Raw genomic sequence first — 25,184 nt, forward strand, 5'->3', positions numbered from 1 at the left:
GAAAGAAGTTATTCCATTGAAAAAAATTCGGACCGATTTTCAAACATTATTTAGTCAGTATGAAGTCGATTTTTTAGCTAATTTAAGACGGGTTTTACGAGAACCGAGTGTCGCTGGCCCGAAAACGTTTGGCGCACCTTTCGGGGTTGGGCCTAAACGGGCGTTAGAAACGGTTTTACAAATCAGTAAAGAAATGGGCTTTCGAACGGGACAAGTCGCCGATTGTGTCGGTTGGGTTGAATATGGGCCAACGGAAGACCAACAAAGCGATTATTTTGGAATATTAGGCCATCTAGATGTTGTCGACGTGGAAGACGACTGGCAGTATGCGCCGTTTGATTTAACGCGGGTCGATAATTATTTATACGGTCGTGGTGTCTTGGACAATAAGGGTCCCTTAATGGCGACTTTATTTGCCCTATACCTGATCAAAATTCAAAATATTGAATTTCAACAACGGGTGCGGATTATCTTTGGCACGGATGAAGAATCAGGTAGTCGGGATATTCCGTTGTATTTACAACATGAAAAAGCACCCATTGCGGGTTTTACGCCGGATTGTAAATTCCCGGCGGTGTATGGCGAACGTGGGTTGTTGGATATTCAGTTAACACTGCCAGTAACTGATGGCTCAGGCCAACAGATTAAGGCGTTGGATGGCCATTTTGATAAAAGCTTCATTCCTGACCATGCGAGCCTAATATTGGCTGACGGCACCGTTAAACACTATACAGGTCGCAAAGCGCCTAGTAATGCGCCGGAACTTGCCGAAAATGTCTTACCACCATTAGCCGCTGATGGCAGTCAGTTGACCGGACAAGTTGGTCAGTTTTTCGACTGGGTGACGACTACCATTGGGACGCAAACAACGGGCCAGAATCTGGGAATCGATTTTCAAGATACGGCTTCAGGTGCGTTGCAAGTCGCTTTTTATGGGCTGAGTTTGGAAAATCAAAGTATGAGTTGTCATTTAACGTGTCGCTATCCAATTTCGACGACGGAAGATGCGTTATTAACGCAAATTCAAACCGGTTTGTTGCCAACGATGACGGTGACCGTCAAACGGCGTTATCCGTCGCAAATTACCAATCCAGAACTGCCCTTCATTCAACAATTGGGGGCAATCTATGAAGCCGACACCGGTTTAGATGGCACACCAGTGACGACCACCGGTGTGACCTATGCGCGTGCACTATCGAATATCATCGCATTTGGCCCATCTTTCCCCGGCCAAAAAGGCATCGCTCATAAAGGCAATGAATGGTTGAAGTTTAGTGATTGGCAAATGATGATGCAAATTTATTACGATGCATTGATTGCGTTGAATGCTAAAACAGATAAATAAATACAAAAAAGTAGTGAGGTTGTCTAGCCACACTACTTTTTTTGTATCTATATTTAAAATATTTAGGACAAGAGGTGTGGACTACGAATGGCGTACGCATCCAACAATATTCGGACTAATATATTTAATGGCAGACGAGAATGGACTTCGTAGTCGGGAAAATAGGAGATTGGCGATTTGTAACCCAGAAAAACTAAATCTGAAAACTGTAAAATAGTACCGTTCGGATTGGTTGTAAAAGTAATGATGGTCACATTGTTTTGCATCGCATTTTTAGCAGCTTGAACAAGTTCAGCTGTTTCACCATTTAACGTAATTAAAATTAATACGTCATGGTTCATAATTTGTTTACTAATTGGCTTGATAATGTTGGGATCATCGTGAATTTCGCAATTTTTGCCAAGTAATTGGAGTTTTAAGGTCATTTCTTTGGCAATAAATTCTGAGAAACCACGCGCAAAAATATAAACTTTATGGGCATCTTTAATCTTTTGAATGGAATCTTCAACAATGCCGATATCCAAATTTTCTAAAGTATTATTGACTTCATGTTGATTTTTTAAAACGGCGGATTTGATTTCTTGATCGACTTGATTCAAAAAGGCAAATTGAGTATTATCCTTATTTTTTTGAATGAGTTGCTGTTTAAATGACGTGAAACCATTGTAGCCTTTCTTTTTCATCGTTCGGACAATGGTTGCTGTTGAAACGTTAGCTTGTTCACTTAATTTAATAATCGACATATTGGCAATATCATCAATATGTTGCTGAATGTAAGTCCAGAGATAGTCTTCGGATGAACTGAGCGTTGCTTTGACCACGAATTAATGCCTCCTCAAAATGTACCAATATTTTCATAATTAGGTTCATTCTACCGTTATATGAAAACATTTTCAAAAATAACTGATTATAATAGAAGTAGAGAGTAGGAGGAATGACCATGATTTATACATGTACATTAAACCCAGCGATTGATTTATTTATAGAAACAGAGCATTTAAAAAAAGAAGTTGTTAATCGAACGAATGACTATGATATCCAACCTAACGGAAAAGGCGTCAATGTCTCATTTATTCTTAAAATGTTAGCAGTAGCAAATAAAGCGATTGGGATTGGCGGCGGCTTTACAAACGATTATATTGAAAGCGCTTTAAATGAAAAAGGAATTGAAACACAATTTATTAAAAGTGCGGGGATCACTAGAATCAACGTTTTCACACGGGTGGTTGATCGGGATGAAGAGTACAAATTAGTTAACAAAGGGCCCCATGTTGATTCAAAGCAAATTGACGCCCTATTGAACTTGATTGGCTGTTTAAAACGGGATGATATGCTAGTGGTCTCTGGGAGTTTTGCCGATGGTATTCCAGAATCCATCATTATTGATATTGCCAAACTATCCAACCAGATTGGTTTTAAATTGGTGATTGATACAAGTTACCAAGCCGTGATGGAGACATTACAATATCAACCATTTTTATTAAAACCAAATGACGAAGAGTTAATGCAATGGTTCAACGTAATAGGCCCCTTAAGTGACACACAATTGATTCAGTACGCCCAAAAATTAGTTGAACAGGGCGCACAAAACGTCTTATTATCCTTAGGGGCAAAAGGCGCAGCTTTCATCAATCGGGAACAAGTCCTAAAAGGTAATGCAGCTGTTGGTAAAGTTGTTAATACAGCTTGCTCCGGTGATACGATGTTGGGCACCTTTTTAGCTGGGATGGTTCAAGCTAAACCATTGGCGGAAAATCTGAAATATAGTATCGCAGCAGCCAGTTCAACCGCATTTTCAGCAGGATTGACTGATTTTACAGATGTTGCAACGCTACAAGAGCAAATTAAAGTCACAGAAATAACATTGGAGGATCAATAAGATGACGAAATATCAAATTATTGCAGCTACCGGCTGTCCGACCGGCATTGCCCATACGTATATGGCACAGGAGGCTTTAGAACAGGCTGCTAAGAAAATTGGGGTGTCAATCAAGGTCGAAACTCACGGCCAAAGCGGCATCGAACATGCGCTAACGCAACAGGAAATTGATGAAGCGGACGGCGTTATTATTGCCGCTGATAAGGACGTTAATCCAGAACGTTTTGTTGGCAAAAAGATGATTAATGTCTCGGTCACTAAAGGGATGAAAGATGCCGATCAATTGGTTAATCAAATTTTGAACGATCAATCGATTCCAGTCTATCAAGGAACTGGCGAAAAGGGATCAGCAGAATCAGCCAGTATTTCGGGTGGTTCGTTTTGGCACCAATTATACGTTTATGTCATGAATGGTGTTTCACACATGCTACCATTAGTCGTTGCTGGTGGGGTATTACTAGCTGTTTCGTTTTTCTGGGGTATTAATTCAGCGGATCCCAAAAGTGCTGAATATAACCAGTTTGCATTTCAACTGAACAGTATTGGTAGTTTAACGATGGGCTTAATGGTGCCGGTTTTATGCGCCTATATTGCCGAAGCAATTGCTAAACGATCTGGATTGATTGTTGGATTTGCAACCGGAATGATTGCGTTGACTAATGGCACTGGCTTTTTAGGTGGCATCTTAGGTGGTTTCTTAGCGGGATATACAGTGCTCTTGTTGCAAAAAGCATTTAAGAAGTTACCTAAATCATTAGATGGACTAAAAGCTATTTTCTTATTTCCTGTCTTAGGGGTACTAATCTCAGGATTAATTATGTGGTATTTATCAACACCAATGCAAAATATTAATGAAGGCATGATGAATTTCTTGAAAGGAATGGAAAATTCAAGCCCAATTCTTTTAGGAATTGTTGTCGGAATTATGTGTGCATCTGATTTTGGGGGTCCGATTAATAAGGCCGCTTATTTAACCGGGACGGCACTGTTAGCGCAAGGTAACTATTTCTTTATGGCAGGTGTTTCGGCCGCTTGTATTGCACCACCATTAGCCACTGGATTTGCCGTTTTAATGAATAAAAAGGCTTATTCGTCAAAAGAACGTAGTGCGGGCTATGTCAACTTCTTGTTAGGTTCAACCCATATTACGGAAGGCGCCATTCCGTTTGCTGCGAAAAATCCATTATTAAATATTCCAGCATTTATGATTGGTTCTGCAGTCGCCGCTACGTTGACTTATATCACTAAAATAAGTGTCCCCGCACCGCATGGTGGTTTTATTGTGCTACCACTAGTCAACCATCCGATGCTTTGGGTCGTTTGGATTGTGATAGGCGCTTTGATTTCAGGCGTTTTATTAGCATTAATTGCTGAAAAACAATATAAAAAAGACCAAACATTATTAGTTACCAATAACGGACAATCAATGGCTGTTGATCAACCAGTTGAAACTACTACGGCAAAAGCACATGTGTTTGAGGCGATTTTTGATCAACAAAATATTGAATTAGGGGTTAAAGTCGATTCAAAAGAAGCTGCACTTCAATACCTAGCGAAAATGGTGGTTGAAAAAGGCTACGCCAGTGATCAACAAGAAGTTGAAAAGAAATATCTATTTAGAGAAACTGAAAGTTCAACCGGGATGGAACACGGAATTGCGATTCCTCACGCGCAATCGGCAACCATCAATAAATCGGGGATGTTTATTGTTAAATTAGCGGAACCAATCGAATGGGGCAGTTTAGACGGTGGCAAAATTGATACGTTAATTTCGTTCATTATTCCGGATCAAGATAATCAAGAACATCTTAAGTACCTATCGGATGTTTCCAAACTGTTAGTGCATGAGCAGTTCGTCGCTGAATTGAAGGCGGCCCAGACTAAAACAGCCATTTTTAAATTATTTCAATAAAAATAGTGATTAATAAACATGCCAATTGAGGGGGAGATGATTTCCCCCAGGAGGTATGTTTATTTTTAGCGTTGGTATAGTGTGTCTCATCAAGAATCAAATAGAAAAATGGTTGCAACCAGTTGGCTGGAGACTTCTTTTTTGTAATTGGTTCGTACCAAACAAAAAAATCGGTATAGGACAATCTAAAAATCGATAAAAGCGCCATAAAAGGCTTTGTAATCGGTTTACTAATATTCATCCCGTGAGATATCCTCCGATTTTATGGCAATATCTATTTGGCAAAGTAAGCGCAATCAATTATATTAGAGACAACTGGTAGTGACAAGTTGCTATTAAGTTGATTTCACAACGAATTTTATTGCAATTATTATATTTGGAGGGTGATTTTATATGGCAATTACAGCTGTAAGAATTGATGGACGATTGGTTCATGGACAAGTCGCAAATCTTTGGACACCATCTTTAGGTGTTTCACGGATTATGGTTGTTGATAATAAAGTTTCGGAAAACGCAATCGAAAAATCTGGTTTACGGATGGCAACACCTGCAGGCACAAAGCTGAGCGTGTTATCAGTTGATACTGCTGCCGAACATATTCTGGCCGGTCGTTATGATTCACAAAAATTGTTCTTGGTTGTTAAAAAGCCAGAAACGTTACTTGAATTACTTGAAAAGGGTGTTGAACTGCCCGAAATCAACGTTGGGAATATGTCACAAACGGATGAAACGAAACACGTTAACAAATCAATCAACGTGACTGATCACGATATTGATATTTTCAAACAAATTTCAGCTAAAGGCGTTTCGATTACTAATCGGATGGTACCTGGCGATAAAGTGAATGATTTCATGTCATTAATTAAAGAGTTATAGGCTACATGCAATTGTAAACGCTATATCAATATTAAAAACTAAAGGAGAATTATTATGGGTATCGAATGGTGGCAAATATTACTATTAACGTTATACGCTGGATATCAAATCTGTGACGAATTAACAATTAACTCGAGTGCAGGTTCAGCGGTTTTTGCCGGTTTTATCTCAGGGATCATTATGGGAGATATGAAAACTGGTTTAATGATTGGTGGGGCAATGCAATTAACTGTTTTAGGGGTTGGTACATTCGGGGGTTCTTCACGGATTGACGCTAACTCAGGGACTGTTTTAGCAACTGCCTTTTCAGTTGGGTTAGGCATGAACCAAAGCCAAGCCATCTCAGCAATCGCCGTACCGGTTGCCGCATTATTGATTCAAACGGATATCTTAGCACGTTTTGCAAATACGTTCTTTGCACATCGAATTGATAGATTTATTGAAACTGAAAATTATAAAGCTATCGAAAGAAATTACCTCTATGGTGCAATTCCTTGGGCTTTATCACGTGCATTACCTGTCTTCTTAGCATTGACGTTCGGTGGTGGTTTGGTTAATACCGTCGTTAGTTACATGAACTCACAATTAAGTTGGTTAGCAACAGGTCTTGAAACAGCCGGGGCCGTTTTACCAGCCGTTGGGTTTGCAATCTTACTCAGATATTTACCAGTCAAGAAACACTTCCCATATTTAATCATTGGTTTCATTGTAACCGCGCTATTCGCGACAATTTACGGTGATGTGAGTGCTGTCGGAACTGCCGTTACCGGTTTGTCAAAAGGTTTCGCACATAACTTCGCTGGTTTACCAATGTTAGGTATCGCATTGATCGGCTTTGGTTTTGCCGCAATTGAATACAAACACAGTATGGAGAAACATGAGGTTGTTGCAGAACATGGCTCAGCTGAACAACAAGAAACAGTGATCGATGCGAAGGGAGAAATCGAAGATGACGAACTCTAATTATAAATTAACCAAAAAAGATTTTAACCAAATTAACCGTCGTAGTCTCTTTCTATTCCAATTAGGTTGGAACTACGAAAGAATGCAAAATACGAGTTATTTATATCTAATATTGCCACAATTACAAAAGATTTATGGTGATGATAAAGAAGGTTTGAAGAAGTCGATGAAGACTGAAACACAATTCTTCAATACCAGTAACTTCTTTAACACGATTATTACGGGTACCGATTTAGCCATTCAAGAAAAAGAAGGGGCTAAAGGATTAGAAACCGTTGCCGGTTTAAAAGTTGGTTTAATGGGTTCATTCGCCGCTATCGGGGATTCAATCTTTGCCGCTTTACTTCCAGCTATCTTCGGGGCAATTGCCGCTAATATGGCGACCGTTGGTAATCCTACTGGGGTCCTCTTATGGGTCGCTGTCAATATCGGGGTTATGTATTTCCGTTGGAGTCAATTGGGCTTTGCTTACAAAGAAGGGGCCAACTTAGTCACGAGAATGCAGAGTAAGTTATCCGCATTAACGGATGCTGCTACTTTATTAGGGGTCTTCATGGTTGGGGCGTTAGTTGCAACGATGATTAACATCAAAATCGGGACCGTCTTCCATTTAGGCGATTTAAGCGTTGTTTTACAAGACAAGCTTGATATGATCTTACCTAAGTTAGTGCCTGCATGTATCGTTGGTTTAATCTACTGGATGTTAGGCAAGAAGAACATGACCGCAACACGGGCAATCTTCATCGTCTTATTCGTTTCAATCGCACTTTCAGCAGTAGGCTTTATTGTTAAAGGTTAATCAATCAACGAAGGCCTCTCACTACAAAGTATTATTGTAGCGGGGGGGCTTTCCGTATTAAAAATTAAAATAATGAATGAGGTATTGATAATGAGTAAATTAGTATTAACAAGTCATGGTCGTTTTTGTGAAGAATTAAAGAAGAGTGTGGAATTGATTTTCGGTGAACAACCAGAAATTTATACGTTACCTTTATTACCTGAAGAAGGCGAAGCGGATTACATTAAGAAGTTTGAAGCGATTAAAGCTGAAACTAATGGTGAAAAATTGATTGTCCTAGCCGATTTAATGGGCGGGACGCCAGCTAACCAAATTTCTAAATATGTTATGAAGGGCGAAGATATTGATTTATATACAGGGATGAATATGCCAATGTGTATCAGTTATTTAAACGCTCAAATGACAGGTCAACCCTTGAATTTAATCAATGATGCAACTGCTGGGGTCAAACTATTGAATGACATGCTCCCTAAGCAATAACAACTAACGAAGAGTGAGGTTTGACATGGCAAAGTTTGAGATTGAGAGAGAGTTTAAATTAGACGGACAGCCGTTCAAAATTATTTCCGGATCAATTCATTATTTCCGGGTGTTGCCTGAATATTGGGAACATTCATTGCGCAATCTGAAGGCGATGGGTTGTAACACGGTAGAAACCTATATTCCTTGGAATATTTATGAACCCGTTGAGAATCAGTGGGATTTTAACGCCACTAACGATTTTGAACATTTCATTGAAATTGCACAATCATTAGACTTGTACGTGATTGTTCGGCCGTCACCATTTATCTGTGCTGAATGGGAATTTGGTGGGCTGCCAGGCTGGCTATTGAAGTATCCTGGAATGAACTATCGAACGAGCGACCCGTTATTTATCGAAAAGGTCCAACATTTCTACCAAGCAATCTTACCCCGGTTAAGCCGTTTTCAAATCACTGAAGGTGGCAACATCTTGATGATGCAAGTCGAAAACGAATACGGGTCATACGGTAATGATAAAACGTATCTACGGACACTGGTCAAACTGATTCGTGATGCTGGGATTACCGTCCCATTATTCACGTCAGATGGCAGTTGGGATGACACGTTAGAGGCCGGCAGTTTGGTTGAAGATGGGATTTTAGCTACCGGTAATTTTGGTTCAAAACCGGATTGGAATTTTGATCAAATGCAAACGTTCTTTGATCAAAAAGGGGTTCAAATGCCATTAATGTGTATGGAATTCTGGGATGGCTGGTTTAACCGCTACAATGAACCGATTATTCGCCGCGATCCGGTGGAATTTGCCGAAACACTGCGCGCAATGGTTAGTCGCGGGTCGGTAAACTTCTACATGTTCCATGGTGGCACTAATTTCGGCTTCATGAATGGCTGTTCCACGCGGGGCTTGAAACGGTTACCACAGGTGACGTCGTATGATTACGATGCCTTGTTGACTGAATGTGGTGATCCGACACCTAAATATTATCTCGCGCAAGCGATTTTAGCCGATTATAATGAGACGGCGTTGCCAACCACACTACCCAAGACGAGTGGTCAATTGCATAAGGTTTGTGAACAAACTTTATTTGATAGTCTCGCTCAGATTAGCCAAGTGCAAAAAACGCAACAACCACAAACGATGGAAACCTTTAATCAATTCTACGGGTACATTTTGTACCGGACGCAGGTCAAATCAACTCAGAAACAGCAAAAAGCGTTGTTGGTAGAAGCGCATGACCGGGCCCAAGTTTTTGTTAACGGGGTTTTAGTCAAGACGCTCTATCAAGAAAGCTTGGAAGCTGAATTTACACTCGATCTTGAAGCGGGCATCAATCAGATTGATGTGCTCATTGAAAATATGGGCCGGGTCAATTATGGGAGTCGTTTACAAAGCGGTGCTCAGAGAAAAGGTCTGGGTCGCGGATTAATTATTGATTTACATTTTGAATCAGAATGGGAAATCTATTCGCTACCGTTGGATAATTTGCAGGCACTTGATTTTAAACAAACGCCACAGTCAGCTGATAATCCAGTTAGATTTGGACAGTATACGCTTGATTTAGAGGGCGTCGGTGACACGTTCATCGATATTCGCTCATTGGGTAAAGGTAATATCTTTGTCAACGGCTTTAATCTCGGCCGGTATTGGCATCAAGGCCCGATTGGTTATCTGTATTTACCAGCACCATTATTAAAAGCAACCGATAATCAGATTGTGATTTTTGAAACTGAACAAGCGTTACCAGACCAAATTTCGTTACTATCAGAACCGGTGTATATCGAAACTGATAATCAAGATAACTATAAAAAGGCGACAGCGCCGATTTAATCTAATGGGGTGAAAAGATGGTTCCTAAATTATTAGCAATTGATTTAGATGGCACGACCTTGAATTCTCAAGGGACAATTTCTGAAAAAAATAAAACCTATTTACGTAAAATTACCGAAACGGGTGCGCAATTAGTGATTGCAACTGGCCGTAGTGTCTATTCAGCCAGTGATTTTTTAGAAACAATTGGCGTTCAATCAGCGTACATCGTGCCGTTGAATGGTTCGGCTGTTTTTAAATGGCAAAATCCAGAACCGTTAATGGTCACCGAAATGCCCACTGGATTGGTGCATGAGATTGTTGCCAATGGTGATTCAGATCAGGTTAATATTTATTTCAGTACGATTAAGAATTCTTACGTCCTCATTCGAGATGAATCTTTAATGAGTCTATTTATCAAGAGTTTGGAATTGAATTACATTCATGATCTCTCCGAAATGGGGTCGGATATCGATCACATTTCTAAGATGTTGTATTGTACTAAAAATCCGGCCATCTTAACGCAATTAATTGAACAAACTGAGGCGTTAGCAGTTGAAGCGGTCAAACCAGATGATATGTGTTTAGAATTGACCGTTGAGAATACCAGTAAAGCAGATGGGTTACGTTATTTAGGTGAACAACTCGGGATTCAAGCGAGTGAAATGGCGGCCGTTGGCGATAGCGAAAATGATTTTGAAATGTTGAAATATGTCGGTAACGGGATTGTGATGGCTAACGGGATGCCCCATATCAAAGCTATCGCGGATTATGTGACGTTGAGTAACGATGAAGACGGTTTAGCGCACGCAATTGCGCATCTTTTAAAATAAGTCATTTACCATCATGGTATCTACCAATTTTGCTATACTCCTTAAAATGTGACCGATTTCAATTGACTTTAACGCTAATATGGTTTAAATTAAGAGTTGTGGTTGATACCAGTTTAAAGGAGGCATTTTAATTGAACGCAGCAAATGATGGTCGACCATTGTATAACCAATTAGTCGATATTTTAAAAGTTAAAATTGAAAATGAAATGCAAGTCAATGATCGGTTGCCTTCCGAACGGGAGTTATCCAGCCAATACGACTTGAGCCGAACGACGGTCAGAATTGCTTTGAACGAATTAGAGTTGATGGGTTATGTCCATCGGCAACACGGTAAGGGGACTTTCGTATCAAACGTGGTCAAGGGCCAAACAGATCTGGGTGGGACGTATAGTTTTACCGAACAGATGAAGTCACTTGGCAAAGTACCCGAAACTAAAATTCTAAGTTTTAAAACAATGAAGGCCAACCAATTTGTTGCTGAAGGTTTAGGAATCGATGTCGACACCGAAATCATTAAAATTAAACGATTACGGTTAGCTGACGATGAACCGATGATGTTGGAACGGACTTATCTACCATTGAGTAAGTTTCCAACGTTAGACGCCGAAGCGCTCCAAAAAGCACCGATGTACGATGTCTTTAGGAAAGATTACAATCAGGTGGTTAAAGTGGCTGATGAAGTTTTGTCAGTCGGGATTATGACGGCGAATGATGCACGTCTACTGAGCTTCTATGAAGGCGCACCGGTCTTGAAATTAAAACGAACCACTTATAATAATAAAAATGAAATTATTGAATATACACTCAGTGTTGCCAGAGGCGATAAGTTTACCTATCATCTACGTCACCAACGCTAATTCAATTGAGAAGGGGAAATATAAGATGTTTGACAAAAATGAAACCGCATTAACTGAAATGGGCGCTAGCATTACAACCCGTGAAATTAAACAACAACCTGAATTATGGCAAGAAGCATTAGCTAACTTTAAAAATCAAGAAGCTGAAATTAAGACTTTCTTGGATCAAATTAAACCTAAAACGGCTGATAAGATTCGTGTGATTTTTACCGGCGCCGGGACATCGGCTTACGTTGGCGATACGATCGTCCCTTATTTAAACCAATCAGGGGATGCAAGTCGTTACCAATTTGAAAGTATTCCAACAACGGATATTGTCTCCGCACCATACGACTTCTTAAAACCTGAAGTGACCACTATTTTGGTATCGTTTGCACGTAGTGGGAATAGTCCTGAAAGCGTTGCAACGGTCGAAATTGCGAAACAAGTGGTTCAAGATTTATATGAAATGACGATTACGTGTGCACCTGATGGCAAACTTGCAATCGCTGCTAAAGAAGACGACCGTAATTTATTACTCATGATGCCAGCTTTGGCTAATGATCAAGGTTTCGCGATGACTGGTTCATACAGCTGCATGTCATTAACGGCCATGTTAGTCTTTGATACAACTGATACGGCTAAAAAAGCCGGCTTTGTTGATAAAATCGTTGCCATGGGCCATGAAGTAATTGCTCGTGAAGCCGAAATTCAAGCAGTAATTGATTTAGATTTCGACCGGATTGTCTATCTTGGTTCAGGCAGCCTATCAGGATTAACGCGTGAGGCACAATTAAAGGTCTTGGAATTAACGGCTGGTAAATTGACGACCATGTTTGATTCATCAATGGGCTTCCGGCATGGTCCTAAATCATTTGTTAATGACAAAACACTGGTTTTCGTCTTTGTTAATAACCAACCTTACACGCGTCAATACGACGTTGACATTCTAGAAGAAATTCACGGCGACCAAATCGCAGCTAAAACATTAGCCGTTGGTGTGCCAGGCGAATTGAACTTCTCAGGGGATCGCTTCGATTTTGAAAATGGTTGTCGTCATCTGCCTGAAGGCTATTTAGCCCTCGCCGACGTCATGTTTGCGCAAACCGTTTCATTATTGAGTTCAATCAAAGTGGGCAATACACCAGATACCCCATCACCAAGCGGAACTGTTAACCGCGTGGTTAAAGGTGTTACGCTTCACGAATACAAATAATTAAAATTAAATACAATAAACTTGGAGGCTTTAAATTGGCAACATATTATATTCATGCAGATAAATTCTTTTTAAAGAATAGCGTTGAAAACGGTGGCTACTTAGCAATCGTTGATGGTAAATTTGGTGAGTATCAAACAGAAAAGCCAGTTGGTGAGATTAAAGATTACAGTGGAAAATGGATTGCACCCGGACTTGTTGATACCCATATTCACGGGTTGAAAGGCCACGATGTGATGGACAATGATTTTGACGGTGTCAAAGCCATGTCAGAAGGCTTGTTAGAATGTGGTGTCACGTCATTCTTACCAACCACTTTAACGGCCGCACCCGAAACTTTGAATGAAGTCATTGAAGCAATCGGTGACCATCACGATGAAGTGACCGGCGCTAAGATTCAAGGGGTATTCTTCGAAGGCCCATTCTTTACAGAAGAACATAAGGGTGCTCAAAATCCTAAGTATTTCTCTGATCCAAGTTTAGAGATTTTTAACCATTGGCAAGAATTAGCCCATGGGATTATTAAGAAAATTGCAATTGCACCTGAACGGCATGGTGCCAAAGAATTTACAGCCGCCTTGAAGCAACAAGGTGTTAAAGTCGCCTTAGCCCATAGTAGTGCGACTTATGAAGAAGCAAAGGCCGTTGTTGAAGCCGGCGCCTCAATCTTTGTTCACACATACAATGGGATGAGTCCTTTAAATCATCGTGAACCCGGCATGGTCGGTGCAGCGATGACCCTTAAAGATGTTTTTGCAGAATTAATTTGTGATGGTCATCATGTTCATCCACAAGCAGCACAAGCGTTGATTAGCGTTCGTGGTGCTGACCAAACCGCTTTAATTACCGATTGTATGCGTGCTGGTGCGATGCCAGAAGGACCATCAATGTTAGGCGAATTTCCAGTCATCGTTAAAGATGGCGCTGCTCGCCTAGAATCGGGTAGTTTAGCCGGCAGTGTCTTGATGTTGAAACAAGCCGTTAAACACGTGGTTGATTGGAATATCGCTACACCTGCAGAAGCCATCAAAATGGCGAGTCAAGTGCCTGCGCAAAGTGTTGATATCGATAATCAATGTGGGAGCATTACACCAACTCACGATGCCGATTTTATCGTCTTTGATCATGATTTAAATCTCGAAGAAACTTACCTAGATGGCGTTTCTCGTTATCAAAAATAATTATAAAAAAGGGAGATTTACAATATGCTAAAACTAACACCTGCTAAAAAAGAAGCCTTGAAACGATTATCAACAAAGGACGGCGTGATCAGTGCCTTAGCAATTGACCAACGTGGTTCATTGAAGAAAATGATTGCCAGTGATGTTAAAGGCGATCCAGAAGAAGAAATTGTCAACTTCAAAGTAACCGTTTCTGAAGAATTAACCAAATATGCGTCATCAATCCTATTGGATCCAGAATATGGTTTACCAGCAGCAGCTGCTCGTGATAAGGACGCCGGTTTATTATTAGCTTATGAAAAGACGGGTTATGACGCAACAACACCTGGTCGTTTACCTGACGTTTTGGAAGACTGGTCAGTTCGTCGCTTAAAGGAAAAGGGTGCCGATGCCGTTAAATTCTTACTTTATTATGATATTGATGAAGATGTCCATATCAACCATTTGAAACATGTCTTCATCGAACGTCTAGGTAGCGAATGTGTTGCCGAAGATATTCCATTCTTCTTAGAATTAGTTTCTTATGACGCTAAGAATGCCGATGCCAACAGCGCTGAATACGCTAAGGTTAAACCACATAAAGTCATCGATATGATGAAAGAATTCTCAAAGGAACAATACCATGTTGATGTTTTAAAGATGGAAGTCCCTGTTAACATGAAATATGTAGAAGGCTTTGCTGATGGCGAAGTGGTTTACACGAAGGCTGAAGCCGCTGCTTACTTCAAGACACAATCAGAAGCAACTGACTTACCATTTATCTTCTTAAGTGCTGGTGTGACTGCTGAATTATTCCAACAAACTTTAGTATTTGCTAAAGAAGCTGGTTCAACCTTTAACGGTGTATTATGTGGCCGTGCCACTTGGAAGAACGGTGTTAAACCATTCGCAGCTGAAGGTGACAAAGCTGGTCGTCAATGGTTACAAACACAAGGCAAGAGCAATATCGATGCTTTAAACGAAGTCTTGTATAAAACTGCAACACCTTGGTACAGCAAAGTTACTGACTAATTAAAAAAATTAAAAAGGGCCAACTTTACGGAGTTTGGCCCTTTTTTAAATGAAGGAGCGTATCATTATGATTTTAACGGTCACTTTAAATCCAGCTGTCGATATTTCATATCCACTGCAAACGCTAGTGATTGATGATGTAAATCGGGTTAGCGACGTGAGTAAAACAGCGGGTGGTAAAGGATTAAACGTTTCAAGAGTGTTGCATTTAATGCAACAAACCCTATTAGCAACGGGCATCGTCGGCGGCCACATTGGCAATTTTATTAAGCAAAAATTGGACGATGATCAAATTCAACATGAATTTTTTGAAATTCAACAAGAATCACGCAATGCGATTGCCATCTTACATGATGATGGTTGCCAAACCGAAATTCTAGAAGCGGGGCCAACAATTTCAGCGGATGATGCACAAGCTTTTATGCAATTTTACGGCCAATTATTAACCAAAGTCAGTACGGTTACCTTGTCGGGGAGCTTACCTAAAGGATTAGGGGCTGATTATTACGCTAAGATGGTTGAAATGGCCGGCAATGCGGGCGTTAAAGCGATTTTAGATACGTCAGGGGCTTCGTTGTTAGCAAGTTTAAAAGCGACCGTCAAACCAACGTTAATTAAACCGAACGAAACTGAAATTGCGCAGTTACTAGATCAACCGATCGATGTGACTGATATTGACGGTTTGAAAACTGCGTTACAAGCACCAATCTTTGCCGGTGTTGAATGGATTGTGGTTTCAATGGGCGCCGCTGGGGCTTTTGCGAAACACAATGACCATTTCTACCGTGTGTCGATTCCTAAGATTCACGTTGAAAATCCGGTTGGTTCGGGGGATTCAACGTTAGCCGGCTTGGCGATGGCGATTGATACTAATGAATCGGATGAAGTGATTCTCAAAACGGGGATGACGACTGGCATGTTAAACACCATGGAGAAGCAAACCGGCTTTGTTAATCCTGAATTATTTAAGCCTTATTTTGCTAAAGTCACGTTTAAAGAAGTTTAAATTAAATACTCGGTTAGTAATCGAGAATCAAAAAATGACAACAGCCAATTAATTCTGGCTGTTGTCATTTTTAATTCATTTAGAATTACCGACTCGCTAAGGCGCCCATCGGATCCCAAGGTGCAAGGACGGTTGGTTTGTCTTGTTCGTCAGTTTCAACTTTTTGAAGATTTTCTGGTAAGAAACGTTTGTTGATGACGATTTGGTAAACAAATTCATCAAACCAGCTGTCGCTCATGACGAAATAGCCCTTAGTGCCGACTTTATCGCCCCATGAGTTTTCAACCTTCCATTTAGTGGGTTGGCCTTCAACGAGGTCGACACCAGTAATGACCATCGCGTGTGTCATCAAGCTTTCGCCATAATCTAAACGTTGGCCTTTACTGATTGAAAGGTCCATGTCGAGCATTTCTGCTTGTTGATAGATTTCAGTGTCCATAATCCCTAATTTACGATCAGAAGATTGACCAACATCACTACCGAACCAAACGGATTCGCCAGCTTGGAGTTGTTTGATGGCGAGTTGTTTGAACGTGTCGATGTCGAGGTTTAAATGACGGACTTCACGACCACCAACGACGTTACCGAGCATTTCGACGGTGTAAAGGTGGTTGTAAGGTTTATCATCAGTTGGTGAATTGATGATTGAAACGTAATCTGCTAATTGCCAACCGACGTATTTTTCGTAGAACGTTTGCGGTGTCAGGTTGCGATCGATATGGTAGTTCTTATCATCGTCGCGGTATTCGAAATCAAATTCAGTTGGGACCGCGCCCAATGCATAAGTTAACATCCGGTAAACTTCTGTTAACATCGCATCTTTCTTAACTTGAATATCAGTAGCACTGACACCATCAGCGACGAGTTGACGAAGGGCAACGGCGTCTTTACGGAGCTTCAAATTCAAGACACTATTGAGTTCGCTCGATTTCTCACTGTTATAAGTTTCGGGCATGACTGACTTAGGCACGATGCCGTATTTTTCAATCAAGGCGCATAACATATCCCATTGGCCGCCATCTTGTTGGGGCGTGGTCATTAAGAAATCAACTTTACGATCACCGATTGGGAGATCAGCCGTTTTTAAGACGTTTTCGTAGAAATAATTCGACTTTTCGAATTTATCCCAGAAGTTAGTGTAGTTTTGTGACAATTCGAAATCTTTAATCTTGAATTCGGCTTGCAAGCTGTGACGCATCGTATTTAAGGCGGCAAACATCCAGCAACGGCCAGATTGTTTTTGGTTAGCGACGGCGCCAGTTGTTAGATCGATTGAGAAAACGGGATCCATTGCTGCTTTGGAATCTGTATTTTGACTGCTTGCTAGAAAGCCGTTGTTTGTGATGCTGTTTTTAATCGTGTTTGATTGTGGTACGGCTTTGAAGTCAGCTTTGAATTGTTTGATATTTTCAGGTGTAATTGATTGAACCATTGTTGAATTCCTCCTTTATTGTAAAGCATCCCATGGTGCTAGTGCGACTGGGTTTTGATTTAATAAGGCCTGTTCTTCAGTCGTTAATGACGCTTTCTTAACAACGACTTCGTAAACGTAATCGTCAAACCAAGCATCGCTCATTGAGAAGTAACCCTTGGTGCCGACTTTATCACTCCAAGTGTTTTCGACTTTCCATTTAGTGGGTTGGCCTTCGACGAGGTTAACGCCGGTTAACGTCATAGCGTGTGACACGACACCTTGGCGATAGTCTAAACGTTGGTCTTTAGGCATCGTCAAATCGATATCGAAGAGACTTGAATAGTCATAGAGGTTGCGGTCTAACCAGCCCTTAGGACGGTCCAAATCGGCGAGGACGTCGTTACCGAACCAAATGGTTTCTTTGTTTTGGAGGGCCTCAATCGCGAGTTCTTTCAAGCGGTTAGGGGCAAGGTTTAATAGGCGCATTGGGTGGCCTTCGACAACGGTGTTTTGGGATTCGAGGCTATAGAGTTGTTGGTATTGTTTGCTACTTTGGGGACTGCTGACGACGGTAATATAATCGTCGAAATTGCGGTCGAAGTATTTTTGATAGAAGGTCATTGGGGTTAAAGCTTGGTCGAGATGGTAGCTTTTATCGTCGTCGCGGTATTCGAAATCAAATGTTTCGACGGGTGTTCCGAAGGCGTAGACGGATAACCGGTAAACTTCGCTTAAAAAGGCCGTGCGCGTTTGCGCAATTGTGGCCGCGTCAGCACCGTCAGCGACGAGTTGGCGCAATTGAATGGCGTCTGTCCGTAATTTCAAGTTCAACGTGCTGTTAAATTCAGTGGTTAATTCGCTGTTATACGTTTCGGGCATGGCGGTCTTAGGCACTAGACCGTATTTTTGAATCAAGGCAACGGCGTTATCCCATTGGCCGCCATCGAAATCGGGGCCGGTTAAGGTGAACGCGACTTCGCGATCCGTTAATGGTTTCGTTGCAGTTGCTAGAATCTTTTCATAGAATAGATTGGCTTTTTCAATCCGATCCCAGAATGATAGATAATTTTGAGAGAGTTCGAAGTTTTTAACGTTATATTTTTGTTCGAAATCGTGACGTAGTGTATTAAGGGTGGCGAATAACCAACAACGGCCACTCTTTTTTTGGAACGTGACATCACCGGTTGGCAAGTCGATTGAGTAGGTTGGATCAAGTGTGACGGCGGCTTCTGGTCGTTGGCTGACGGCGTTAATGCCGTTAGTCATGACGGCGTTGCGCAACGTGTTTGATTGCGCCACGTTCTTGAGGTCCGCTTGCATCTTGATTAAATTTTGATGTGTAATTTCTTGGGTCATCTAATCACTCCTTAATGTAATATAGCTCAATTCTAGTTGATTTGAATTGAGAAGTAAACTAAAGCTCAAAATAAAATAAAAAGTGTGACCAAAACGAGTTGTTTTGGCCACACTTTATTGATTAACGGGCAGTTAAAATTTCAACGCCCTCAGGGGAGCCAACGACAACTTGATTAACAGTGTCTAAGAACAAACCATGTTCCACGACGCCAACTTGTTCACTTAACCAAGTGGCTAATAAGTGGGGATGGTTGATTTGACCGAGATGTAAATCAATCACGTAGTTCTGTGAATCGGTTAAGACGCGTTGACCGGCCTCGGTTGTCCGGAATTCAGGGTTTAACCCTTCTTTCAGTAACCGGTCGAAAACTTGCTGACTACCAAACGGAATCACTTCGACGGGTAATGGAAATTGGCCGATGGTGTCGACGACTTTTTCGCGATCAACAATCCAGATGTTGCGGGTTGAAGTCGTTGCGACTAATTTTTCGAATAAATGAGCTGCACCGCCGCCTTTAATCCCTTGGAAGTTAGCGTCAACTTCGTCAGCACCATCAATTGTTAAATCGATGTGATCGACGTCGTTGAGTGCCATCACTGGAATGCCGAGCGATTTAGCTTGGTCCGCGGTTCTGATCGACGTACAGACACAAGTTAAATGGAGGTTCTCGGCTTTAACACGTTTAGCGAGGGCTTCCACCATGAAGGTCACGGTTGAACCCGTGCCTAAACCTAAAATCATGTTGTCTTCAACAAAGTCAACGGAGCGTTCCGCTGCCATTTTTTTCATTGCATTTTTATCCATCAAAACACCTCTTCTATTAGCGTTAACTCCATTATACGCAACTCTATCTGAAAAAGCGCTTTAATTTCGGCTTTTTAAGGTAAAAGTTTTATTAAATCGGTCTTAGGGATTATTCACAAGGACTGGCGTTTCATGGTATGATTAATAGGTATAGACAGGACCGTCAAAGGACTAAAAATTAGGAGTTTATTAAATGAAAAAACGTGGTTTTGAAATTGTGACGAAATACGCAGAAGCAGATTTAACATTGCCAGTTCGATCAACGGCAAATTCGGCGGGCTATGACTTTGCTTGTTCGGAAGATTTTGTTTTACCATCCATTTGGCATTATAATTTTGTCCGTTTATTCCGGATGATTCGGAACGGTAAACCATTGGTCGATGATGATTTTGAACGGGCTTCAAAAACGTTGAAACCTTTCTTAGTACCAACGGGAATCAAGGCCTACATGCAAGATGATGAATATTTGATGATTGCCAATCGCTCAAGTAATCCGTTGAAAAAGGGCTTGATCCTACCGAACGGTGTCGGGATAATTGATGCCGATTATTACGGGAATGACGCCAATGAAGGTGAAATCTTCATTCAATTGGTCAACTGCAGTCCTCGCGATGTGATTATTCGTAAAGGGGAACGCATTGGGCAAGGCATCTTTATGCCTTATCTGACGGCAGACGATGAAAAAGCAGTGACGACGAAACGAACTGGCGGTTTTGGGTCATCAGGGCGTTAACACAGTCTAAAATCAAATTGCGCACTATGTTAAAATGAAGGTGGGGTGAACTAAATGGCAAAAATTAAAACGCAGTTTGTTTGTCAAAATTGTGGTTATAGTTCGCCTCGATTTTTGGGGCGTTGTCCCAATTGCGGCGCGTGGAATCAAATGGTCGAAGAACGTGAACAACCAGCGGCCAGCGTTAAAACTAATTTTTCGATGTCCGGTCGAGCAACCGAACCAGAACAAATCAGTAGCGTTAATATTCAAAAAGAACCACGGATTAAAACGGAATTAAACGAATTAAACCGGGTTTTGGGTGGCGGTGTCGTGCCGGGTTCCTTAATCTTAATCGGTGGCGATCCAGGGATTGGTAAATCAACATTATTACTGCAAGTCTCGGGTCAACTCGAGAAAAAAGGTAAAATCCTCTATGTTTCGGGTGAAGAAAGTGCGTCCCAAATTAAGATGCGCGCTAACCGATTAGGCGTCAATGGCGAGCAATTGTATCTCTATCCGGAAACTGATATGGGGAGCATTCGCCAACAAATCGAAACGATGCGTCCCGAATACGTGGTGATTGATTCGATTCAAACGATGAGTGAACCCGATATTACGGCTGCGGTTGGGAGTGTTTCGCAAGTGCGCCAAGTGACGGCGGAATTGATGCGGATTGCTAAGACCAACCAAATTACGATTTTTATCGTCGGGCATGTCACTAAGGAAGGCGCAATTGCTGGGCCCAAGATTCTGGAACATATGGTGGATACCGTTTTGTATTTTGAAGGGGACACACACCACACTTACCGGATGTTACGTTCGGTCAAAAACCGTTTCGGGTCAACCAATGAAATTGGTATTTTCGAAATGCGGGAATCTGGTTTACAAGAAGTTGCCAATCCATCGGAAATCTTTTTGGAAGAACGACTAGCCGGTGCGACTGGATCAGCCGTCGTCGTTTCGATGGAAGGCACGCGACCGATTCTGGTTGAATTACAATCGCTAATCACACCAACGCTGTTTGGTAACGCTAAACGAACGTCTTCAGGTTTGGATCATAATCGGGTGTCGTTGATCATGGCGGTTCTAGAGAAACGGGCCAACTTGATGTTACAGAATCAGGATGCTTATTTGAAAGCAACCGGCGGCGTTAAACTGGATGAACCAGCAATTGATCTCGCAATGGCGGTTTCGATTGCCTCGAGTTATCGTGATAAAGAAATTCCAGCAACGGATTGTTTCGTGGGTGAAATTGGTTTGACGGGTGAAATTCGGCGTGTTAATCGGATTGAACAACGGGTCAGTGAAGCTGCGAAACTCGGTTTTAAACGGATTTATTTACCAAAAAATAATCTACAAGGTTGGAATCCACCAACTGATATTCAGGTGGTCGGCGTGACAACCATTGCGGAAACATTAAAGAAAGTCTTTAACTAAGGAACAATTTAGTCGAGAGGGGGGTTAACGATGAACAAAAAAACACTTACGAAAAAACAAGTATTAGGAATTGTCGCCGTTGTTTTAGGCGCGGCGTTAGGCATTACGATTTTCCCGATTTTATGGGTAATCGTTAGACTGAGCCATGTCGTCTATTTAAATAACGGGGTGACCAATGCAATATTAGGGGCTATTATTTTTTATTTATTATTCTTAGCATTGGCCCAACCCATTTTAGGCGCTATTCGGCGGGTAGAAAAGGCGGTCATTAAACAATCACCAAGCTTTATTCTGTTTGGGAGTTTGTTTTCCTTAGTCGGTTTATTGTTGGCCAACGTGATTTCGATTCCGTTATACCGGATGCCAATTTTTGCATTGAATACCGTGGTCCCAATTCTATTGATGATTGCGCTCGGTTATTTTGGGTTTCGAATCGGAACCACGCGTTTAGATGAATGGCGTCGGTTAATGCAACCCAAAAAACGGAATACGGATATTTTGGAACGCAAAATTGATGATAATTTTCGAAAATATAAGATTTTAGACACGAGTGTGATTATCGACGGCCGGATTAAAGAAATTGCTAAAACCGGTTTTATCGAAGGGACATTAATGGTCCCGAACTTCGTCTTACACGAATTACAGCTGATTTCAGATTCTGCGGATAACCTGAAACGGGCGCGTGGTCGGCGGGGCTTAGATATTCTAAATGAAATTCAAAAAGATGAAATGATAGCCGTTGAAATGTACGATGGCGATTTTGAAGATTTGACCGAAGTCGATAGTAAGTTGGTGAAACTCGCCAAGCTATTAGACGGGATTGTCGTGACGAACGACTATAATCTAAACAAAGTTTGCGAATTTCAAAACGTGCCGGTGTTGAACATTAATCAATTGGCTAACACGTTGAAACCGGCTGTTTTACCGGGTGAAGCGATGCGCGTCACCGTTGTTAAGACGGGGACCGAACGCCAACAAGGTGTGGCTTACTTGGATGATGGCACGATGATTGTCGTTGAAGATGGTCAACACTATGTCAATAAACCGTTAGACGTCATCGTGACGAGTGCGTTACAAACGGCGGCGGGACGAATGATTTTTGCTAAACCGGCGCATCAACAAAAAGGGATTAAAGAAAAATAGTTCAGCAGATAGCTTTACAGATTCATGAATAATCGGTATTATTGAGTCAATCTATTGTACGTAAAATTAATGACGAGAAGAAGTAAATTTAGCCGAATTCCAAGAGAGCTTCTGGATGCTGTGAAGAAGTAATGAGGCGAATTGAAATGCATCTCAGAAATGCCAAGATGAAGACAGTAGTTTTGGTCGGGACACCGTTATCTGGTTGAGGCATTTTTGCAAAGAAAAGTGGAACCACGCTCAAGCGGCGTCTTTTGTTAATTAACAAAGGGCGCTTTTTATTTGGATTAAGGGAAAGGAAGATTGCTATGTTAACTGTTTATAATACATTGACGCGCCAAAAAGAAGTTTTTAAACCGATTGAAGCGAATCAGGTCAGCATGTACGTTTGTGGACCAACGGTGTATAACTATATTCACATTGGTAATGCGCGCAGTGCGATTGCGTTTGATACGATTCGGCGTTATCTCGAATACCGCGGCTACCAAGTCAATTACGTGTCGAATTTTACCGATGTTGACGATAAGATGATTAAAGCGGCTGATCGTGATGGCGTGACGGTGCCAGAATTAGCTGAACGTTACATTAATGCGTTTAAAGCCGACACCAAGGCACTCAATATTGAACCGGCGACGACTAATCCGCGGGCGACTGAAAATATTCCCGAGATTATTGCCTTTATCGAAGGGTTAATTGCTAAAGGTTATGCTTACGCAGTTGACGGGGATGTTTATTACCGGGCGCGCAAGTTTGCTCACTATGGTCAATTGGCGGGTCAAGATTTAGATCAACTCGAACAAGGCGCCAGTGAACACACGGCGACTGAAGAAACGTTACGCAAAGAAGATCCGATTGATTTTGCGTTGTGGAAAGCTGAAACGGGCACGGCCATTGCTTGGGAATCACCATGGGGCAAAGGTCGGCCGGGTTGGCATATCGAATGTTCCGTGATGTCGACGAAGTATCTCGGTCAAACCATCGATATTCACGGTGGTGGTCAGGATCTGGAATTTCCACACCATGAAAATGAAATTGCGCAAAGTGAAGCCCAAACCGGTCAGAAGTTTGTCAATTATTGGTTACACAATGGTTTTGTGACGGTTGGCGATGATGATCAGAAGATGAGTAAATCACTCGGTAATTTCGTAACGGTCCATGATTTAATTCAAGAGGTTGATCCACAAGCGCTGCGTTTCTTGATGAGTAGTACCCAATATCGCCGCCCGATTCGCTACAGTCAAACGTTATTAGCGGAAGCCCAAATTAATCTCGATCGGTTAAAGACGACGCTCAATAATCTTGATTTCCGTCAAAAAACCGCGCAAGCTGGTTCAGATGAAACGATTGTGCAACAAGCGGCCGCGTTAGAAGACGCCTTTGTGACGGCGATGGATGATGATTTTAACGTCCAAAACGGGTTGACCGTGTTGTATGATTTAGCGAAATTGAGTAATCAATATTTAGAAAATGAAGTTGTTCAAACGGCTACGTTGACCGATTTAACACAACGCTTAGAACGGTTATTATTGATTTTTGGCGTAGCGTTTAAGGCCGACCAATTATTGGACGCCGAAATCGAACAATTGATTACCGAACGACAAGCAGCGCGGGCGGCTAAGGATTTTGCCAAGAGTGATGCGATTCGGGATCAACTAAAGGCGCAAGGGATTATGTTAGAAGATACGCCACAAGGAATGAGATGGAGACGCGCATGAAAGATGCTTTACAATTAAACGGGATTGCGTTAGCTTACATGGGTGATTCAGCCTATGAAGTTTACGTCCGTGCCCATTTATTAGAACAAGGGTTAACCAAACCAACCCGCCTGCAACAAGTCGCGACGCATTACGTGTCTGCCAAGGCGCAAGCCGCACTGATTGGTTTAATGATGGACGATCATTTCTTAACGGAAGATGAAGTCAATATTTTTAAACGCGGGCGCAACGCTAAGAGTTATACGAAGGCAAAAAATACCAGTGTCACCACGTACCGGACCTCAACCGGCTTTGAAGCCGTTTTTGGTTATCTCTATTTAACAGGACAACAAGCACGCGTCGCAGAATTAGCACAATGGTGCATTCAACAAGTCGACGACGGGAGGACGCATGAAAACTAATAAACCGTACCCTAAAAAACGCGACAATGACTTTAATAGTCAACGTAGTCA

24 protein-coding genes and 1 other annotated feature are annotated in these 25,184 nt (G+C 41.6%); of the genes, 19 read left to right on the forward strand and 5 right to left on the reverse strand.

Features of this window, described 5'->3' with window-relative positions; translation table 11 throughout:
- Positions 1–16: 16 nt before the first annotated feature.
- Positions 17–1,345 (forward strand): Sapep family Mn(2+)-dependent dipeptidase, encoded by a 1,329-nt coding sequence (locus LFUMFP_RS02425; RefSeq protein WP_025082687.1) that lies wholly within the window; start codon positions 17–19, stop codon positions 1,343–1,345.
- A gap of 62 nt (positions 1,346–1,407) precedes the next feature.
- On the opposite strand, the gene LFUMFP_RS02430 is transcribed toward LFUMFP_RS02425, so the two are convergent.
- Complete coding sequence (locus tag LFUMFP_RS02430; RefSeq protein ID WP_025082688.1) at positions 1,408–2,166, reverse strand: MurR/RpiR family transcriptional regulator; 759 nt, start codon at positions 2,164–2,166, stop codon at positions 1,408–1,410.
- 119 nt (positions 2,167–2,285) lie between these two features.
- On the opposite strand from LFUMFP_RS02430, the gene pfkB reads away from it, so the two are divergent.
- Together pfkB and LFUMFP_RS02440 are read left to right on the forward strand one after the other, a co-directional pair.
- Positions 2,286–3,224 carry a 1-phosphofructokinase gene (gene pfkB / locus LFUMFP_RS02435; RefSeq protein WP_035438878.1) on the forward strand — a complete coding sequence of 313 codons (939 nt, stop codon included), beginning with the start codon at positions 2,286–2,288 and terminating at the stop codon, positions 3,222–3,224.
- A 1-nt stretch (position 3,225) separates the two neighbouring features.
- Entirely contained in the window at positions 3,226–5,136 is a 1,911-nt protein-coding gene (locus tag LFUMFP_RS02440) for a fructose-specific PTS transporter subunit EIIC (protein ID WP_025082690.1), read from the forward strand.
- On the opposite strand, the gene LFUMFP_RS02445 is transcribed toward LFUMFP_RS02440, so the two are convergent.
- Entirely contained in the window at positions 5,120–5,377 is a 258-nt protein-coding gene (locus LFUMFP_RS02445) for a hypothetical protein (protein WP_106483006.1), read from the reverse strand. The genes LFUMFP_RS02440 and LFUMFP_RS02445 overlap by 17 nt on opposite strands.
- Before the next feature lie 152 nt (positions 5,378–5,529).
- Here LFUMFP_RS02445 and LFUMFP_RS02450 point away from each other — a divergent pair, with 152 nt between their 5' ends.
- From LFUMFP_RS02450 to lacC, 11 genes are all read left to right on the forward strand, one after another.
- Positions 5,530–6,012, forward strand: a complete 483-nt coding sequence (locus LFUMFP_RS02450) for a PTS sugar transporter subunit IIB (RefSeq protein WP_106483007.1) — start codon at positions 5,530–5,532, stop codon at positions 6,010–6,012.
- Positions 6,013–6,066: 54 nt separating this feature from the next.
- Positions 6,067–6,975, forward strand: a complete 909-nt coding sequence (locus LFUMFP_RS02455; RefSeq protein WP_025082693.1) for a PTS mannose/fructose/sorbose/N-acetylgalactosamine transporter subunit IIC — start codon at positions 6,067–6,069, stop codon at positions 6,973–6,975.
- Positions 6,962–7,774, forward strand: a complete 813-nt coding sequence (locus LFUMFP_RS02460; protein ID WP_025082694.1) for a PTS system mannose/fructose/sorbose family transporter subunit IID — start codon at positions 6,962–6,964, stop codon at positions 7,772–7,774. Before LFUMFP_RS02455 ends, LFUMFP_RS02460 begins: the two co-directional genes overlap by 14 nt.
- Positions 7,775–7,864: 90 nt before the next feature.
- Positions 7,865–8,254 (forward strand): PTS sugar transporter subunit IIA, encoded by a 390-nt coding sequence (locus LFUMFP_RS02465; protein WP_025082695.1) that lies wholly within the window; start codon positions 7,865–7,867, stop codon positions 8,252–8,254.
- Positions 8,255–8,279: 25 nt separating this feature from the next.
- Positions 8,280–10,085, forward strand: a complete 1,806-nt coding sequence (locus tag LFUMFP_RS02470) for a glycoside hydrolase family 35 protein (RefSeq protein ID WP_025082696.1) — start codon at positions 8,280–8,282, stop codon at positions 10,083–10,085.
- 17 nt (positions 10,086–10,102) lie between these two features.
- Positions 10,103–10,897 (forward strand): Cof-type HAD-IIB family hydrolase, encoded by a 795-nt coding sequence (locus LFUMFP_RS02475; RefSeq protein WP_025082697.1) that lies wholly within the window; start codon positions 10,103–10,105, stop codon positions 10,895–10,897.
- A 131-nt stretch (positions 10,898–11,028) separates the two neighbouring features.
- On the forward strand, positions 11,029–11,754 hold the full coding sequence (locus LFUMFP_RS02480; RefSeq protein WP_025082698.1) for a GntR family transcriptional regulator: 726 nt from the start codon (positions 11,029–11,031) through the stop codon (positions 11,752–11,754).
- 25 nt (positions 11,755–11,779) lie between these two features.
- Positions 11,780–12,949 carry an AgaS family sugar isomerase gene (gene agaS, locus LFUMFP_RS02485; protein WP_025082699.1) on the forward strand — a complete coding sequence of 390 codons (1,170 nt, stop codon included), beginning with the start codon at positions 11,780–11,782 and terminating at the stop codon, positions 12,947–12,949.
- A gap of 35 nt (positions 12,950–12,984) precedes the next feature.
- A complete protein-coding gene (gene nagA / locus LFUMFP_RS02490; RefSeq protein WP_056950700.1) occupies positions 12,985–14,130 on the forward strand; it encodes an N-acetylglucosamine-6-phosphate deacetylase in 1,146 nt (381 codons plus the stop codon).
- 24 nt (positions 14,131–14,154) lie between these two features.
- The gene (gene lacD, locus LFUMFP_RS02495; protein ID WP_025082700.1) at positions 14,155–15,141 is read left to right on the forward strand and encodes a tagatose-bisphosphate aldolase; all 987 of its coding nucleotides are present in this window, start codon (positions 14,155–14,157) and stop codon (positions 15,139–15,141) included.
- A gap of 67 nt (positions 15,142–15,208) precedes the next feature.
- Positions 15,209–16,147 (forward strand): tagatose-6-phosphate kinase, encoded by a 939-nt coding sequence (gene lacC, locus LFUMFP_RS02500; protein ID WP_106483008.1) that lies wholly within the window; start codon positions 15,209–15,211, stop codon positions 16,145–16,147.
- Positions 16,148–16,232: 85 nt separating this feature from the next.
- On the opposite strand, the gene LFUMFP_RS02505 is transcribed toward lacC, so the two are convergent.
- The 3 genes from LFUMFP_RS02505 to rpiA all read right to left on the reverse strand — a co-directional run bounded on the left by LFUMFP_RS02505 (position 16,233) and on the right by rpiA (position 19,722).
- Entirely contained in the window at positions 16,233–17,579 is a 1,347-nt protein-coding gene (locus LFUMFP_RS02505; protein WP_025082702.1) for a C1 family peptidase, read from the reverse strand.
- A 15-nt stretch (positions 17,580–17,594) separates the two neighbouring features.
- Positions 17,595–18,917 carry a C1 family peptidase gene (locus LFUMFP_RS02510; protein ID WP_025082703.1) on the reverse strand — a complete coding sequence of 441 codons (1,323 nt, stop codon included), beginning with the start codon at positions 18,915–18,917 and terminating at the stop codon, positions 17,595–17,597.
- A 121-nt stretch (positions 18,918–19,038) separates the two neighbouring features.
- Positions 19,039–19,722, reverse strand: coding sequence for a ribose-5-phosphate isomerase RpiA (rpiA, locus tag LFUMFP_RS02515; protein ID WP_025082704.1), 684 nt, complete (start codon positions 19,720–19,722; stop codon positions 19,039–19,041).
- Between the two features lie 193 nt (positions 19,723–19,915).
- Between rpiA and LFUMFP_RS02520 the strand changes: the two genes are divergently transcribed.
- The 5 genes from LFUMFP_RS02520 (at position 19,916) to LFUMFP_RS02540 (ending at position 25,133) form a co-directional block, all read left to right on the forward strand.
- Positions 19,916–20,455, forward strand: coding sequence for a dCTP deaminase/dUTPase family protein (locus LFUMFP_RS02520; protein ID WP_056950697.1), 540 nt, complete (start codon positions 19,916–19,918; stop codon positions 20,453–20,455).
- Positions 20,456–20,509: 54 nt separating this feature from the next.
- On the forward strand, positions 20,510–21,874 hold the full coding sequence (gene radA / locus LFUMFP_RS02525) for a DNA repair protein RadA (RefSeq protein ID WP_025082705.1): 1,365 nt from the start codon (positions 20,510–20,512) through the stop codon (positions 21,872–21,874).
- 30 nt (positions 21,875–21,904) lie between these two features.
- Positions 21,905–23,017 (forward strand): PIN/TRAM domain-containing protein, encoded by a 1,113-nt coding sequence (locus tag LFUMFP_RS02530; RefSeq protein ID WP_035438880.1) that lies wholly within the window; start codon positions 21,905–21,907, stop codon positions 23,015–23,017.
- Positions 23,018–23,077: 60 nt separating this feature from the next.
- Positions 23,078–23,275: a binding site (T-box leader), on the forward strand.
- A 50-nt stretch (positions 23,276–23,325) separates the two neighbouring features.
- Positions 23,326–24,732 carry a cysteine--tRNA ligase gene (gene cysS / locus LFUMFP_RS02535; protein WP_025082707.1) on the forward strand — a complete coding sequence of 469 codons (1,407 nt, stop codon included), beginning with the start codon at positions 23,326–23,328 and terminating at the stop codon, positions 24,730–24,732.
- Positions 24,729–25,133 (forward strand): Mini-ribonuclease 3, encoded by a 405-nt coding sequence (locus LFUMFP_RS02540; protein WP_025082708.1) that lies wholly within the window; start codon positions 24,729–24,731, stop codon positions 25,131–25,133. Before cysS ends, LFUMFP_RS02540 begins: the two co-directional genes overlap by 4 nt.
- Positions 25,134–25,184: the final 51 nt, after the last annotated feature.

This window comes from Latilactobacillus fuchuensis (assembly GCF_900258455.1).
GTDB classification, from domain to species: Bacteria; Bacillota; Bacilli; order Lactobacillales; family Lactobacillaceae; genus Latilactobacillus; species Latilactobacillus fuchuensis.